The sequence below is a fragment of the Sphingobium sp. TomTYG46 genome (assembly GCF_055396345.1).
Map to the genome: position 1 here is coordinate 2,329,150 of NZ_AP027324.1, position 15,818 is coordinate 2,344,967.

A 15,818-nucleotide genomic window follows, 5' to 3' on the forward strand; every position below is an offset into this window, starting at 1 on the left:
CTCAATCTAGTGTCAGCTGCTGGCGGCGGCCAGTTGTTTCAAGCGATAAAGCTGCTCCAGCGCCTCACGGGGAGAAAGAGCATCGGCATCGATGATGTCGAGCGCGGCGCGCAGGGCATCGACCGCTTCCTCCTCCTGCGCTGCGGCGGCGGCAAAGAGGGGAAGGTCATCCAGGCCCGCTGCGATGCCGCCAGTCTTTGCCCGGCCAGCCTCCAGTCGGGTCAGCACATCCTTGGCACGCTTCAGAACGGCGGGCGGCAGCCCGGCAAGCCGCGCGACGGCGAGGCCATAGCTGCGGTCTGCTGGCCCCTCCGCCACCTCATGAAGCAGGATAAGATCGCCTTTCCACTCGCGGGCACGCACATGATGTAGCGATAGCGACGAGAGAGTCTCCGCCAACCGTGTCAGTTCATGATAGTGCGTCGCGAACAGGCACCGGCAGCGGTTGACCTCATGCACCGCTTCGACGACTGCCCAGGCGAGGGCCAGCCCGTCATAGGTGGATGTGCCGCGCCCGACTTCATCCAGGATGACGAAACTGCGTTCGGTTGCTTGCGAAAGGATTGCGGCGGTTTCCACCATTTCGACCATGAAGGTCGATCGCCCGCGTGCGAGATTGTCCGATGCCCCCACGCGACTGAACAACCGATCGACCAATGTCAGCGTCGCCGATTGAGCAGGGACATAGCTGCCCGCCTGCGCAAGAATCACGATCAGCGCATTCTGCCGCAGGAAGGTGGATTTGCCGCCCATATTTGGGCCGGTGACCAGCCAGAGCCGGTCCTCGGCACCCAGACAGCAATCGTTGGCGACGAAAGGCTGTCCTTCTTTCCGCAGCGCGTCCTCGACAACAGGATGTCGGCCGCCCATAATCTCAAGGCATGGTTCGCCGCCCTCCTGAGGTAGGAAATGCGGGCGCTGCCAGCCCCCTTCGGCCGCGCGTTCCGCCAGCGCTGCTGCAACATCCAGCCGGGCCAGCGCATCAGCGGCCAGCGCGATCTCTGCCTTGCGAGCCAAGGCGGCTTCGACAAGATCCTCCAGATGCGCGGCCTCGGCCACCAGCGCATGGGCACCCGCCTGCGCGACCCGTCCGGCCTGTTCATGTAGATCGACCGAATTGAATCGCACCACGCCCGCCAGCGTTTGGCGGTGCGTGAAGCCGCTGTCCGGCTGCATCAACGGATCGGCGGCGCGTGCGGGCACTTCGACATGATAGCCAAGCACGCCATTGTGCCGGATCTTCAGCGATGCGATGCCGGTGCGCTCGCGATAGCTTGCCTCCAGAGCAGCGATCGCCCGCCGTCCGTCGCCTGCCATCCGCCGCAGCTCGTCCAGAGCCGGATCGTAACCGTCGGCAATATATCCGCCATTGGCCGTCTCGGTCGGCGGACTGGGGACCAGCGCCCGCGAAAGGCTGTCCACCAACGCTCCGTGGCCATCGAGGGCTGGCAGCAGTTGCTGGAGCAGCGGCGGTTGATCCGGCAACCGTCCCAGCCTTTCGCGCAGCATGCGTGCTTCATTAAGCCCGTCGCGCAGCTGTCCCAGATCGCGCGGACTGCCCCGGCCCACGGCGATACGCCCAAGCGCTCGCCCGACGTCGGGCAATGCCCTTAACGCAGCACGCAACTGGTCGCGCAACAGCGGGTCGTCATGGAGGAGTTGCACCAGACCCAGCCGCGCCTCGATCAGCCCTTGATCCATCAACGGCGCCGACAGGTCCTGCGCCAGCAGTCGGGCGCCCGCGCCAGTGACCGTCCGATCCACCGCCCCCAACAGGCTCCCCGCGCGCGCGCCGCTCATCGTGGCGCTGATCTCCAGGCTCTCCCGGGTAGCCGCGTCGATCGCCACATGGGCGCCACTCGCCTTGCGGACGGGGGGCGCCAGAAAGGGCAGGGTGCCCTTACCGGCATGATCGAGATAGGAGACCAGTCCGCCCATCGCGGCCAGCTCCGCCCGGCTGAATTGGCCGAACCCGTCGAGGGTAGCTACGCCGAACAGCCGCTTGAGCGCTGACTCCGCCCGGTTGCTGGAAAATGCCGCACGATCGAACGGATGCGCCTCGGGCAGATCGAGGGCGAGGCCATCGGGCACGACGATCTCGCTCGGCCGCAGCCGCGCCAGTTCGGCGGGCAGGTCGCTGGTCCGCAGCGTCAGCGTTTCGAACCGTCCGGTGGAAATGTCGGCCGCAGCTATCCCGATCTCAGCTGCGCCATCGCCGCCCGTCTGGGCCAGCGCCACCAGCATGTTGTCGCGCCTGGAATCGAGCAGCGTCTCCTCGGTCAGCGTGCCCGCCGTGACGTAGCGCACGATGGCGCGGGCCACGAGCGCCTTGCTGCCGCGCGCCTTGGCCTCTGCGGGCGTTTCGGTCTGTTCGGCGATGGCGACCCGGTGTCCGGCCTTGATCAGCCTGGCCAGATAATTTTCGGCGCTGTGCACGGGCACGCCGCACATGGGGATTGGCGCGCCGCCATGTTCGCCCCGGCTGGTGAGCGCGATGTCCAGCGTCGCTGCCGCGGCCTTTGCGTCGTCGAAGAACAGTTCGAAGAAGTCGCCCATGCGGTAGAATAGCAGGCAATCCTGCGCCTCAGCCTTCAACGCCAGATATTGCGCCATCATCGGCGTCGGCTGGGTTGCGGCGTTTTCCTTGGGGCTGTGCATGACCGTCAGGCGATAGCCGCAAGCGGCAGTTCAGGAAAGGGCGTGAAAAAACGTGCCGGTCGCGCTTGCCGACAGGTCGGGCTTGCCGCTAGGGCCTGTTCACTAGGTAAAGAGGGGCGGATGCGTCATGGCTGATAAGTCGAGTGTGGAATTTTCCGAGCGCGAGGCGCTGTTCTTCCATTCGACTGGCAGGCCGGGCAAGATCGAAATCATCGCGTCCAAGCCAATGGCGACGCAGCGCGACCTCAGCCTTGCCTATTCTCCCGGCGTCGCCGTCCCGGTGCGCGCCATCGCCGCCGATCCGCAGACCGCCTATGACTATACGGCCAAGGGCAATCTGGTCGCGGTCATTTCCAACGGTACGGCGATCCTTGGCCTTGGCAATCTGGGCGCGCTCGCGTCCAAGCCGGTGATGGAAGGCAAGGCCGTGCTCTTCAAGCGCTTCGCCGACGTGGACTCGATCGATATCGAGCTCAAGACCGAGGACGTCGACAAGTTCATTGATGCGGTGGAGCTGATGGAGCCGAGCTTTGGCGGCATCAACCTTGAAGATATCAAGGCGCCGGAATGCTTCATCATCGAACAGACGCTGAAAGAGCGGATGAACATCCCGGTCTTTCACGATGACCAGCATGGTACGGCCATCATCGCCGCCGCTGGCGTCATCAATGCGGCGATGCTGACCGGGCGCGACCTTAAGGACATGAAGGTCGTGGTGAATGGCGCAGGCGCGGCCTCCATTTCCTGCACCGAACTGATCAAGGCGATCGGCGTCTCGCACGAAAATGTCATCATGTGCGACAGCAAGGGCGTCATCTATCAGGGCCGCACCGAGGGCATGAACCAGTGGAAGTCGGCGCATGCGGTGAAGACCAACGCCCGCACGCTAGGCGAAGCGATCAAGGGCGCTGACGTGTTCCTCGGCTTGTCGGTTGCCGGAGCGGTATCGCAGGACATGGTGAAGGCGATGGCGGAAAAGCCGATCATCTTCGCCATGGCCAATCCCGACCCGGAAATCGCGCCTCCCGAAGTTCTGGAAGTTCGCCCGGACGCAATTGTCGCCACCGGCCGGTCGGATTATCCGAACCAGGTCAACAATGTGCTTGGCTTCCCGTTCATTTTCCGGGGCGCCCTGGACGTGCGCGCAACGGGCATCAACGAACCGATGAAGGTGGCGGCGGCACATGCGATCGCCGAACTGGCGCGCGAACAGGTGCCGGAGGAAGTTGCCAAGGCTTACGGCCGTTCACACAGCTTCGGCCCCGATTATATCATCCCGGCGCCCTTTGACCCGCGTCTGATGGAGGTTGTTCCGGTAGCGGTCGCGCAGGCGGCTATGGAAAGCGGAGTCGCGCAAAAACCGATTGCCGACATGGCGGCCTATCGCCAGTCGCTCAAAGGCCGGTTGAACCCGACGACTTCGGTCCTCACCATGGCCTATGAGGTCGCCAAGGCCAATCCCAAGCGCGTTGTGTTCGCCGAAGCGGAAGAGGAAGTGGTGCTGCGCGCCGCCATCCAGTTCCGTGACCTTGGCTATGGCATCCCCGTCCTCGTCGGCCGGAACGAGGTCTATGACAAGCTGAAGGCGCTGGGCGTCCGCGATCCTGAAAGTTTTGAACTGCACAACAGCGTCAATTCGCCTCTGGTGCCCGAGATGGTGGATACGCTCTACAGCCGGTTGCAGCGGCGCGGTCATCTGCGGCGCGACTGCGAACGCATGGTCAACCGCGATCGGAACATCTTCGGTACACTGCTCGTCAGCATGGGCCATGCCGATGCGATGATCACAGGCGTGACGCGGCCCTTCGCCCAGACCCTGCGCGAGGTGAAGCGCGTCATGGACCCGGTGGTGGGGCGCACAGCCTTCGGCATCCATATCATGGTGTCTAAGGACAAGACGGTGTTCCTGGCCGACACCACGGTCAATGAGCGGCCATCGGCCAACGAACTGGCCGACATCGCCGAGGGCACCGTGGCGGTCGCACGGCGCATGGGTCATGACCCGCGCGTCGCCTTCCTGTCCTATTCCAACTTCGGCAACCCGCCGGGCGGCCATCTGGAAAATGTCCGCGATGCGCTGAAGGTTCTCGATGGCCGGGACGTTGATTTCGAATATGAAGGCGAAATGACCGCGGATGCGGCGCTTAATCCCGCCGTCATGAAAAATTATCCCTTCAGTCGCCTGTCCGGCCCGGCCAACATACTCGTCATGCCCGGCTTGCAGTCAGCCAACATCTCGGCGAAATTGTTGCGCGAACTGGGCGGCACGACGATGATCGGCCCGATGCTCGTGGGCATGGAGAAGTCCGTGCAGATCGCGACCATGGCATCCAACGCGTCCGAACTGCTGACGCTGGCGGTACTGGCTTCGGCAGGGGTGGCTCTCTAAGGGCGGTCAGGGCTTGCCCCGCCGCCAGAGCGCGAGTTCTTCCGGGCGATCGATATCGAGTTCCAGTCCGGGCCGTTGCACGCTGCGAAAAGGCAGGCCGAGCCGGCCTGTTTCGGCCTCATGCGCGGCAAAACTGCCCTCTCCATAATGGAAGCGGAACTCGGCCGCGCCCGGGAGGGGGAGTGACAGAGCGTTGGTGCCCGTGCCCGCATGATCGGGCGCGACTGCGATGCCATCCCTCGGCAGGTTCAGCAGTGCCGTCACATCGTCAGGCTCGATCAAAGGAAGATCAGCCGACAATATCAACAGCCGATCGACCCCTTCCCCGATCGCTGCGTCCCGTGCGCTAGTCAGGGCTACGTTCAGGCCTTGCCCCGGATCGTTGAGCAGTGGAATATCCTCTGCCAGACCATGGCGCGACGGCCCCAGCAATAAAACCTGCTCCCGCCCTGTAACCGCTTGAGCAGCAGAAACGGTTCGGCGCAGCATCGTCGCCACCAGCCTTCGCCTCTCATTCTCGCCAAGCACAGGGGATAGCCGTGTCTTGCACAATTGCGGCGCCTTGACCGGGATGACGATCCAGCAGCGCACAGCTCAGCTGGCGATCCGGTCCGCCAGCGTCAGAGCGGCACGTGCAACCCTTTCCCGGTCCTCCAGCGTCTTCATCAGCGTGTCGCAAACGTCATGCGGGATCGAAATGTCAGAGGCGTCGTCGCGTTCATCGACCAGCAGCCCGTCGATCACATCCGCATAATGCGCGGCGATGCTTTTATTGGTCACGGTCAGGCCCAGCTCCTGCATCAGCTTGGCGGTGGGTCCCTTGACCGCCTGGCCCCCGACGATCGGCGACACCGCAACAACCGGCGCGCGAGCGGAGACCAATGCTTCCCGGATGCCAGGCACTGCCAGGATCGGATCGATGCTCAGCCAGGGATTGGACGGTGCTATCACAATGGCCTGTGTGTCAGGGGCGGTGATCGCCTCGATCACGCCTGCCGCCGGTTTAGCGCGCTCTGCCCCTTCGAAACGAATGGCCCGCACTTCTGGCGCGCAGCGGCGTTCGACGAAATAGCGCTGGAACGGCATGTCGCCTTCGCTGGTGTTGAGATGCGTCGCAACCGGGTCATCGCTCATCGGCAGGATGGTAAGGTCCAGCCCCCATGCAGCAGCGAAGCGGGCCGTAATCGCGCTCAGCGTCTCTCCGCGCGCCAGCAGATGAGATCGCAGCACATGCAGAGCCAGATCGCCATCGCCCAGCAGGAACCAATCTTCGCCGCCCAAGGATTTGAGGGCGTCCATGAAGCTCCAGCTCTCGCCTTCCCGGCCCCAGCCCTGGGCCGCATTGGCCTTACCGGACAGGGTGTAGAGAAGGGTGTCGATGTCAGGAGAGATGGCGAGCCCGAAGTGCCGGAAGTCGTCGCCCGTGTTCACAACGGCTGTAATCTGTTCCGGCGGGCAAATGCGCATGAGCCCTAGCACCAGCTTGGCACCGCCCACGCCGCCAGTCAGCGTCACGATACGGCTCATCGAAACAGATCCTCCTCCAGCGGCCGGACAAGCGTAGTCGCAGGCGCATCACCCATGGGCAAGCGCAATCCCCGCATAAGCACGGCTGGAATGCTTTCAGCCCCTTCTCCCGTGACCAATGCGGCGGCGGTCGCAATCTGGTCCGCCAAGGCGATCTGCGTCACTTCCAGGCGGCGGCCATCCCTGTCCCTGTCTCCCCTTCGATCGATCAGCGCAGGCAAGCGTGCCGCGCCTATGGCAACGCCGACCACCCCGTAGCGCCATGGCCGCCCAAAGCTGTCGGATATCACCACCCCAGGCGCGATCCCGCCGTCGGTAAGGGCATGGCTGATCGCGGCAGCTGAGCGATCAGGATCGAGGGGCAACAGCAACGCCCGTTCCGGGCCGCCCGGGCCGATATTTGACCGGTCTATGCCGCTATTGGCCATGACATGGCCCAGCCTGTGACGAGTGATCAATATATGGGGCACGGCACGGACGACGGCGACGCTTTCCCGCAGCACAAGTTCGACAAGGCGCGGGTCCTTTTTGGTGATTGTCGCCAGTTCCAGAGCCTCCGGCGTCGGCTCGACCTGGGCAAGATCGACCATGCGACCTTCCGCCTTGGACAATATCTTCTGCGTGACGACCAGTACGTCGCCGTCCAGCAACGGCAATAGCCCTGCCACTTTCAGAGTGTCTTGCAGCAGGACGGCCAAATCGTCACCGGCACAAATTTCAGCCATGCCGGTCAGCGGGTGAATTGAAATCATAAGGCGATGTAGCGCGCGACTGGTCCAGTGGGTAGCCGCTCTGTCGTCATAATCAGGGCGGCGTTACTGCTCCTTAACATGGATGAGATAGGGCCTTGGCATGACTGCCCTACTGATCACCGTGGACACAGAATTATCGTCACTGCTTCACGAGCGGGGAATGAACCTGGAGGATAATATCCGCCTGTCCATCTGGGCAGAGTCTCAGGGGCAAGCCTATGGCATCGGCTGGCAGATGGCGGAGCTGGAAAGACATGGCCTCAAAGGGGTGTTCTTCGTCGATCCGATGCCCGCGCTGGTTTATGGAACCGAGTTTTTGAAGCCCATCGTCAGCTCGATCGTGGACCGGGGGCACGAGGTGCAACTGCACGTTCACAGCGAATGGCTTCGCTGGGCGCGCCACTCCCCTGTCCAAGGGAGGCTGGGCCGCAATATCGGTGACTTTTCGATGGATGATCAGATCACCCTGCTGCGTTTGGGCAGGCAATGGCTGGAGAAGGCGGGTGCGCCTGCGCCCATGGCCTTTCGAGCAGGCAATTTCGGCGCCAATGACGATACACTGCGCGCCCTCGCTCATGTCGGCATGACGTGGGACAGCAGCGTAAACCCCGCCTACCATCGCTATAGCTGCCGCATCAGCGGTGCGCGCGATCAGGTCGCTCCCACGAGCAGCTTCGATGTCTGTGAGCTTCCCGTTTCGGGCATCACCGACCGACCCGGCAGCTTTCGCCCTGCGCAAATCTGCGCGATGTCGGCGAAAGAGATGCGCACCGGGCTGCGCCACGCGGCGCGCGAGCGGCATGCCGCGTTCGTCGTCGTCACGCACAGTTTCGAAATGCTGACCCGCGACCGCCAACGTCCCAATCATGCCGTGATGCGCCGGTTCACCGCTCTCTGCCAGGAGGCCGCGAAGCTGACGGGCCTTCGTATTTGCGGCTTCCATGACCTGCTGCCCAGCGTGGCGACAGAAGCGAACTCCTCGCATAGCCGCGTCCCGCCCGACCGTCTTCGCACCACGAGCCGGATGGTTCAGCAGCTATGGGCCAGCTGGCGCTATGAACGCCGCTTCATCCCGGCCTGATCCCGGCCGCGATTAATCAAATTTATGGATAATGTGGCGGACGCAAAGTCTGCCGTAAGGGCCATGAAACGGCCGACAGGGGCTATAGGCTGATCGCGATCCAGAAAAGCGGCGCATATCGTTATATGCAATCGGCGTGTTCAGTTTCGCAGTGCCCACCAGATGATGCGGACGAACATTGGCCAGCAGCGGCAACTGAACTGTCGTTGAAATCCATGGCTTTCGGACGTGATGACCTTGCGCGGACCTTTGCTGGTCCGTGCCTTCGCAAGTGGCTTTGCAATGACCGGGCCGGAGGGCAGTGCCGTTGTCGGCTGCTCGAGAGGAGGTTCAAGCCGCATGACGCTTTATCCCATCCAACTGGGCATAGGCGCTGAAAAGTCGATCGAAATGGTCATCCATCGTGGTGATGCCCGCCGCGTTCTGCATGGCGCGCTGTCGATAGGCCGCCGGGTTGTCATCGAGAAATTTCAAGATCACCTGCGCCAGGTCGGCTGACTGCCCCGCGCGATAGGACAAGCCCGCTCCAGGCACGGCCTGATCTGCCGCTCCGCCGCGGTCTGGCACGATGATCGGAAGCCCGCTGGCGCGCGCTTCGGCGGCGACCATGCAGAATGTCTCCGCCTCGCACCCATGGACCAGCGCATCGGCGCTCGCCAGCATTTCGGCCAGCGAAGACCGGTTGCCCATGGGCGCGATCAGACAGATGTGAGGATTGTTGGCCGCAGCCGCGCGGACGTTACGCTGTCCGCGCCCATCGCCCACGATCACCAGCCCAATGGATTGCCGGTATCCCGCCGATGTCACGGCCTCGATGACTTGCGGCCATCGCTTTTCAGGGGCGTGCCTGCCGACGCCGATCAGCAACGTGGCGTCAGCGTCCAGTTCGCAGCGGGCAAGGAGACGGGCGCGCAACCTTTCATTCCGCAGTGACGGAGCAAACAAGCCTGGTTCAACGCCCATAGCAATGGTTTGAACCCGCGACAGCCCACCGTCTCGCAGTCGGGCGGACAGGCCCTCGCTTGCGCTGATGATCATGTCATATGCCTGATCGAGCCGACGCAAGTGGCGCCAATACCAGTCGAAGCCGCGATCGATAGTCTTCTGCTGCGCCACGGGTCCGAACCAGCGATAGGCGTAAGCTGACAAGGGGTCAGCATGCATGATGAGGATGCGCGGCGCGCTGCTTTGCCACCGTCCGACCATGGCCGCGCTCGACCAGGGCGAGGAGACTTCGACAAGACCCGGCGCAAGATGCGTGAGCATGGCGTGTAACGCGGCCTCGTTGTCGAAATAATGATAGCGCCGATCCAGCGGAAACCGGCGAGCCGCCAGCGTCACGATATGTCCTCCGCCGACCGCTACGCTCTCATTGCTTGGACCGGGAGCCAATATAATGATCTCATGCCCCGCAGCAGCCCCCGCGCGCAGCTTGCGCTCGACATAGGTTTTGACCCCGCCACCCTGCGGCGCGTAAAAGGCGCAGACATCGACAATACGCATGGCTATCGCTCCAGCGGGCCGAAGGAAAATATCCCCTTCCAGTAATTCAGTCTGATCGGCAGGCGGGCCGGACGGTCGCCCACATGCGCGCTGGCGGCGGCCGCAGGCGGTTTGGACAGACCAAGCCTGGGATTGCCCGGAAAGCCGACGCCATCGGCCGACATGGAAAAACGGTGGTTTGAGTTGCGATCGTGCATCAGGCTGAGCGCGTAAGTGCCGGGACCCGGCGTCCGGATACACATCGATACCGGTCCGGATGGCGGTATCCCGATCTCGACGCGCGCGAACGCCTTTCCTGCCGCGATGAGCACATTGTCATCGGCCAGGAAGTCCTTGTCGTCGGAAGGGTAGAGCTCCAGCTTCAGCAGGCCCTTGCGGTCCTTCAAACCCTCTACATCCACCAGGAAGGCTGATCCATTTTCGCCGGGACGACATTGGCCCGCGGCCTTGCCCAGTTCCGGTGAGGAGTGGAGGGCCACCGCCGCCAGCATCGCTGGTATCAGCATCACGACCGCCCTTCCTTCAACAGTTCGGCAGTTCCCAACACCATGCCGACGAGAAGATGCGCGGCCAGAATGAGCGTCGCCATCAACGCCATGGCCGAAGCGATTTCATTGCCCGCCCCGACGAAAAAGGCTGCAATGCCGGCGAAAACGATATCCTTGTTTGGCAGGAAAGGCAGGCGCGAAACCAGTTGGCGCAAGGTCCCCAGCAATATCCACCAGCCGAGCGCGACGGCGGGAAGCAGCATATGCCACATTGCAGCCGCAAGCAGGGTTGTGGCGACGATCCGCAACAGATGGATGAAGGCGACCCGCCACAATTCCTGTCGGGGCAGGGTAAAAAGGCGGTTGCGCGCGATCATGACGGCCAAGGACGACCCGAGCATGAACAGGATCGAGCCGATTATGTCCCACCGCCGCGCACCTGTGTCGATCGCGTTGAACAGCGGAATGGCGAACAGAACCATCACCAGCGTCACGGCGTTGCCCACCAGCGCGGACAGGATGGTGACATCCTTGATGGCGCCAAAGGGGGCAGCGGTAATCCGCGCATTGCGGCGCGCCCAGGCGTAGAAATAGACTTCGCCCAGATAACCCAGCAGAATTTCGTTGCTGACCAGTTTGCGCATCAGCGCGCCAAAACCTTCCAGCGGAATTTTCCAGAGCCGTCGGAAGATGATCCATTCTGAGAGCGGACCTGCCGTGTAATAGAACAGGAAGGTCAGCCAAAAAATCGGCCTGACGGGCAGCAACGCCCAGAGCGCGGCCCGATCAAGCCCCCTGAACTGGTCGAGGGCGACGATCAGGATAAGGATGGAGACGAGCGGTCCCGCCCAGCGTGTCCAGTTGCGGCTTGATCTGATCAGCGGTTCAGGATCGATGATCGATCCGGGAAGATGATGCCTTTCTTCGGCATCCAGGGACGTGGGAACGATCATGCCCGAAGCGCTCAAGCCGGTCATATGCTGCTCTTTGTCGTTGGCTTACCTGCACGACGGCACCTGTCACTCGGCACCTCAGTCGAGGCCGCGAATATTTTCAGTGCCCCGCGCGTCCTTCCCACAGAGCGGTCAGGACGAGCAGATAATCGCCCGCGGCATCCTCGATGGTGAAGCGCGATGCCTGAGTGAGGCTGGTTGCGGCATCCTGTCGCATGTCGGCTGCACTGCCGATGGCGTGGCCCAGCGCTGGACAATCGCCGACCGGCACGATTTTCGCCAGCCGCCCGTCCATCATCATTGCCGAAATGCTCCGGCTGGATCGGGTTGTAATTATCGGCAAGCTCGCTGCCAGGGCTTCAAGCAGCACGGCCGGGACGCCTTCATAGTCCGATGACAACAGAAACACATCGAAGTGGACAAGCCGACTGGCGGGATCAGCCACATGGCCGCCCAGCGTGGCGCGCCCAGCAAGGCCCAGTCGATCGATCAATCGTGCCAGCTTTGAGCGTTCCGGTCCTTCGCCATATATGATGAGCGTATCAGCCGGGCCAGCGGCGGCGGCAAAGGCGCGCAGCATGAGGGCGAAATTTTTCTGCGGTGCCAGACGTCCCACCGACACGAACCTGACACCAGCCTCTCCGTTCATGCGGTTGCTTCGCGCATTCCTGAGGCGTTCGATCTGCCCGCGGGAGAGCGCGGGGTCCGGAATGATTGCAATGCGATGCGGTGCGATGCCCATCGCCGCGCCGATCTCCTGCGCCATCGGCTGTTCCATGCCGACGAAATGATCGATGAAGCGTCCCTGTACCCACAGCCAGCCGCGATATAGCAGGCGAACCGGCGGTATCATGTCGCGACGATCCAGGTCGTTACTGATCTTGGCCAGGATCGGCGGGCAGCGACGACCCAGGATCAGCTTCATCGCAACCGCTACAATGGCGTAGCTGTTGCCCGCGCAAAAAAGGATGTCCGGCGCGCTGCGACGGACGAAGGCTGGTAGCGTCGCGATCATCCATAATGTTTCGAACCAACAGGTGCCGAATGCTGGTTGGGAAGGCGAGTCATAGTACAGGCCGTCGCTCAGTTCGGCCCACATCGCTCCGCTGGAGCGTCCCATGAACAGCGGGGCGTCGACGCCTTCAAGCCTCCATTGCCGCACGAGGCGCAACGCGACGCGCTCGACACCGCCTGGCTCAAAGCTGTGCAGGAATGTCAGGATGCGAATGCGCGACAACATGATCGTTCAATAATTCTTCATATCCCATAGGCGTCCGCATCGCGCACAACCGACGCAGCACATTGTCGATGCTGGTGAGCAGCGCGGGCACGCGCACGTCGCCCGGATGCACCGCGACGCGGATTGCCGGGGTGAAATGGAGGATGTGGGGCAGCAACCTAGCTATGACCAGCGAGGAAGCGATGCGGCTCCTGCTGCGGCTGGCCCAGGTGATGACGGGTCCGCGCACGATGGTCCTGCCAGAGCGTGGACTCCACACCTTCATATGGTCCTCTGCCAGGGCAAAGCCGGATGCCACGAGGGCTGCCTTGGCGCCTTTGCCATACAGCCAGGCCGGAGCGACGAAGCCCGCGACGGGACGTCCAGTAATGTCTTCGATCAGGGCTTGGCCCGCACGCATAAGGGCAGCGGCCGTTTCTGGCTCCAATCCCAGAAACTCGCCTTCGCCCGCCGTCATATGGCGGGCTTTGAAGGCGGCGAGCCTCCCCCTGTGCATGGAAGAATCGCTGTGAAACCAGCCATGCACGAACATGCTGATCCCCATATCCGACCAGCAACGCACACGGTCTGCAAAGGGCGACCCGGCAATGATTGGGTGTTGGCCCCAATGATTTGGCACGACCAGCATGGCTAGATGCTGTGGTGAGACAAACCGCGTCACCCAGTCGAGCAGAATGTCGATTTCGGCCTCGAACCCTGGACCGACATCATGAATGGACACCAGCAATCGCCGCATATTTTTGACTGTTCCGCTGGGCGCGCTTTTCGGCCCGGTCGTACGACGGCGCTGGAACGCAATTGCCGCAGTTGTGCTATAAAAAAAGCGGTATCATACCGCGATCAGGCTGCCTTCTGCACGGCATCAACCGACATGATGAATGACTGACAGGCCATGAGGCATAGGGCCACGCTGATCCTGTTGGCTTATCGCGATATATTGGCTGCCACAGTCACAGATGCCGCGCGATTGAAGCCGTAATCATTCTCGGTCTGAGCGGGGTGAACTGCGGCGCTTCGCGAATGGAGAAGGGGTTGCCGAATGCGAAGCTATCACCCTTCACATCAAAAATATTGTCGATCCGCAGGCCGATCGTCCAGAAAGATCGCGACAGGTCGGCATAGGTCGACAGCGTTGCATAACGCCCCATTTCCCTGTCCAGATCGCTATCGAAGGTCAAGCGCGCGCTGCCGATATAGTTGGCCTGTAGCACGGCCTGTCCTTGCCAGCCGCCTAACGTCACATGCTGGTTGATAGCTAGTCGGCCAGTCAGGTCGGGCGTCACCGGAAGACGGGTGTCGTCCAGTTTGAGACCGTCTGCGGCATGGGTAAGACGCGCGCTTTGAAAACTTCCGCCTGCCGACACACCAAAGCCGCGACCAAGTGACCAGTCGATCGTGCCTTCGATCCCGATGATGTCGCCCCGCCCCGCATTGCGCGTGGAAATCAGGCCGTTGGGCAACAGGAAGTCCGATTGGATATCGCTCCAGCGCGTGAAATAGCTGCTGGCGCTGAGAGAGAGTCGGCCGTTTTCGGACGACTGTCGAAATCCGAGGTCAACCGTATCAAGTTCATCCGCGCTAAATCGGCCGCCATTAGATTGTCCCACAGATGCAAGACCGCCAGGCCGCATGGCGCGCGCATATCGCAGATATAGCACGCCCCTTTCCGCGAATGGTCGTGACAGCGTCAGGCTGGGTGACAATATCGTCTTGGCTATGCTTTGCGATCTTGTCCTTGCCATTTCGGTTGTCTCATCCTCCGCTGTCGAATGAAACAGCCTCGCCCCGACGGTTGCGTCGAGGCCCGGCAGGACCGAGAATCTATTTTCGCCAAACAGGGCATATTCGGTCACGATTCGGTCGAGCGACTGGACAGTCGTCGGTGAAAGCGGTTGCGATACCGCCGCGATCGTCGAATGCACTCCGGTCGTGGCACGCAGATAGGACAGGCCAATGAGCCAGGAACCGCCGTTCGAAGGCGTCAGCCGCAGTTCCTGGTTGAACAGAGTGTAGGCGCGCCGTTCCGTGAAGCGCGCGGCTTCCAGGATGGCGAACTGTGCGGCGGCGTCCGTCGCATCGATGACATAGTTGAATCGATGATCGACATAGCTGGTCGCGGAACGGAGTTTGACGCTTCCCAGTTCGCCTTCGACACTGGCATGAAACAGCTTGAAATCATTATAGCTAGGTTCGGCAAACAAGGTCGATCGGCTCAGCGTCTTGCGATCCGCGACGACGTATTGGCTATCGCGTGCATCAAGATCCTGCATCGCAACGCCGACGTCCACCGTCCAGCGGTTCGTCGGCCGCCAGCGTACACCAAGACGCCAGCCACTGGTTTTGACCGCATTGCTGTCCTTGCGTCCGGCGCCGCTGTCGATCCATCCCGCATCGACAAATCTGTAGCCCACGCCCCGCACGGCCAAGGTGCCCTTGACGATCGGAATATTGACGATCGCTTCGCCCCCCGTTCCCGTGCCACCATGAGTGACGCTCTGGCCCGAAAGGCGGATGGCGCCGCCGACGCGGTCCAATTCCGGCGGGCGCGTGACGATATGATAAATGCCGCCGAGCGCTCCTGACCCATAAAGCGGCCCCTGCGGCCCTTTGAGGATTTCGACCCGATCTATGTCGATCAGGCGAAGGTCGGGATCGGGGGCATCGAACGTCACGCGCGCATCATCGACCTGAACTGCCACGGTTGACTGGCTTTGCCCGTTGAATGGACTGTCCGCCACGTTGCGGATGAACTGCCGATTGCGACCCGGCCCCAGGTTCGTCATCGACAGCCCTTCCATGTTCAGGCTGATGTCCCGACTGGTCGGCGACCCGGACCCTGCGGCAAGGCTATCAAGTGACACCACGGAGACCGATAGCGGTAGGGTGGCAAGGGGTTGGAGACGCTTCTGTGCGGTGACGACGATATCAGGCCAGGGAAGATCTGTTGAGGGCAAGGCTGGAGCGAGGCTGCGCAAGGGCGGTGGGGTGGCTACAGCCTGCCGCTCAATTCGATACAGGGCAGGTCCTAATCTAACCGCACGATAACCGCTGCCCTTCAGCAGCCGACCCAGAGCGGTTTCAACGGACATCGTGCCCTTCACCGGCCCACTGAAAACATGCGGCATATCGCCCGGCAAACCGATCGAAATACCCGCGATCGCGGATATGCGCGACAATGAGACGCTCAATGGCTCCGATGGAATATCCAGGCGATAAAGGCGTTCTTT

The 15,818-nt window shown here is 62.2% G+C and carries 12 protein-coding genes; 2 read left to right on the forward strand and 10 right to left on the reverse strand.

Annotated features, from left to right (window positions below; all coding sequences use genetic code 11):
* Nucleotides 1-12: 12 nt before the first annotated feature.
* Complete coding sequence (gene mutS / locus ACZ5YV_RS11820; RefSeq protein WP_464787786.1) at nt 13-2,658, reverse strand: DNA mismatch repair protein MutS; 2,646 nt, start codon at nt 2,656-2,658, stop codon at nt 13-15.
* Between the two features lie 127 nt (nt 2,659-2,785).
* Between mutS and ACZ5YV_RS11825 the strand changes: the two genes are divergently transcribed.
* Complete coding sequence (locus ACZ5YV_RS11825) at nt 2,786-5,047, forward strand: NADP-dependent malic enzyme (RefSeq protein ID WP_464787787.1); 2,262 nt, start codon at nt 2,786-2,788, stop codon at nt 5,045-5,047.
* A 6-nt stretch (nt 5,048-5,053) separates the two neighbouring features.
* Here ACZ5YV_RS11825 and cofC read toward each other — a convergent pair whose 3' ends face one another.
* The 3 genes from cofC to cofE are packed head-to-tail and all read right to left on the reverse strand — an operon-like array spanning nt 5,054 to nt 7,326.
* Nucleotides 5,054-5,638, reverse strand: a complete 585-nt coding sequence (gene cofC, locus ACZ5YV_RS11830) for a 2-phospho-L-lactate guanylyltransferase (protein ID WP_464787788.1) — start codon at nt 5,636-5,638, stop codon at nt 5,054-5,056.
* A 3-nt stretch (nt 5,639-5,641) separates the two neighbouring features.
* Nucleotides 5,642-6,574: a 2-phospho-L-lactate transferase gene (gene cofD / locus ACZ5YV_RS11835; RefSeq protein ID WP_464787789.1), complete on the reverse strand. Its 933-nt coding sequence runs from the start codon at nt 6,572-6,574 to the stop codon at nt 5,642-5,644.
* Nucleotides 6,571-7,326, reverse strand: coding sequence for a coenzyme F420-0:L-glutamate ligase (gene cofE, locus ACZ5YV_RS11840; RefSeq protein ID WP_464787790.1), 756 nt, complete (start codon nt 7,324-7,326; stop codon nt 6,571-6,573). The genes cofD and cofE overlap by 4 nt, the downstream gene beginning before the upstream one ends.
* A 100-nt stretch (nt 7,327-7,426) precedes the next feature.
* Between cofE and ACZ5YV_RS11845 the strand changes: the two genes are divergently transcribed.
* Complete coding sequence (locus tag ACZ5YV_RS11845) at nt 7,427-8,407, forward strand: polysaccharide deacetylase family protein (protein WP_464787791.1); 981 nt, start codon at nt 7,427-7,429, stop codon at nt 8,405-8,407.
* Nucleotides 8,408-8,737: 330 nt separating this feature from the next.
* On the opposite strand, the gene ACZ5YV_RS11850 is transcribed toward ACZ5YV_RS11845, so the two are convergent.
* The 6 genes from ACZ5YV_RS11850 to ACZ5YV_RS11875 all read right to left on the reverse strand — a co-directional run bounded on the left by ACZ5YV_RS11850 (nt 8,738) and on the right by ACZ5YV_RS11875 (nt 15,767).
* Complete coding sequence (locus ACZ5YV_RS11850; protein WP_464787792.1) at nt 8,738-9,910, reverse strand: glycosyltransferase; 1,173 nt, start codon at nt 9,908-9,910, stop codon at nt 8,738-8,740.
* A 2-nt stretch (nt 9,911-9,912) separates the two neighbouring features.
* Nucleotides 9,913-10,416, reverse strand: a complete 504-nt coding sequence (locus ACZ5YV_RS11855) for a DUF2141 domain-containing protein (protein WP_464789213.1) — start codon at nt 10,414-10,416, stop codon at nt 9,913-9,915.
* A complete protein-coding gene (locus tag ACZ5YV_RS11860) occupies nt 10,416-11,375 on the reverse strand; it encodes a hypothetical protein (protein ID WP_464787793.1) in 960 nt (319 codons plus the stop codon). The genes ACZ5YV_RS11855 and ACZ5YV_RS11860 overlap by 1 nt, the downstream gene beginning before the upstream one ends.
* A 76-nt stretch (nt 11,376-11,451) precedes the next feature.
* Nucleotides 11,452-12,591: a glycosyltransferase gene (locus ACZ5YV_RS11865; RefSeq protein ID WP_464787794.1), complete on the reverse strand. Its 1,140-nt coding sequence runs from the start codon at nt 12,589-12,591 to the stop codon at nt 11,452-11,454.
* Nucleotides 12,548-13,327: a DUF2334 domain-containing protein gene (locus tag ACZ5YV_RS11870; RefSeq protein ID WP_464787795.1), complete on the reverse strand. Its 780-nt coding sequence runs from the start codon at nt 13,325-13,327 to the stop codon at nt 12,548-12,550. The genes ACZ5YV_RS11865 and ACZ5YV_RS11870 overlap by 44 nt, the downstream gene beginning before the upstream one ends.
* Nucleotides 13,328-13,541: 214 nt before the next feature.
* On the reverse strand, nt 13,542-15,767 hold the full coding sequence (locus ACZ5YV_RS11875; RefSeq protein WP_464787796.1) for a TonB-dependent receptor: 2,226 nt from the start codon (nt 15,765-15,767) through the stop codon (nt 13,542-13,544).
* Nucleotides 15,768-15,818: the final 51 nt, after the last annotated feature.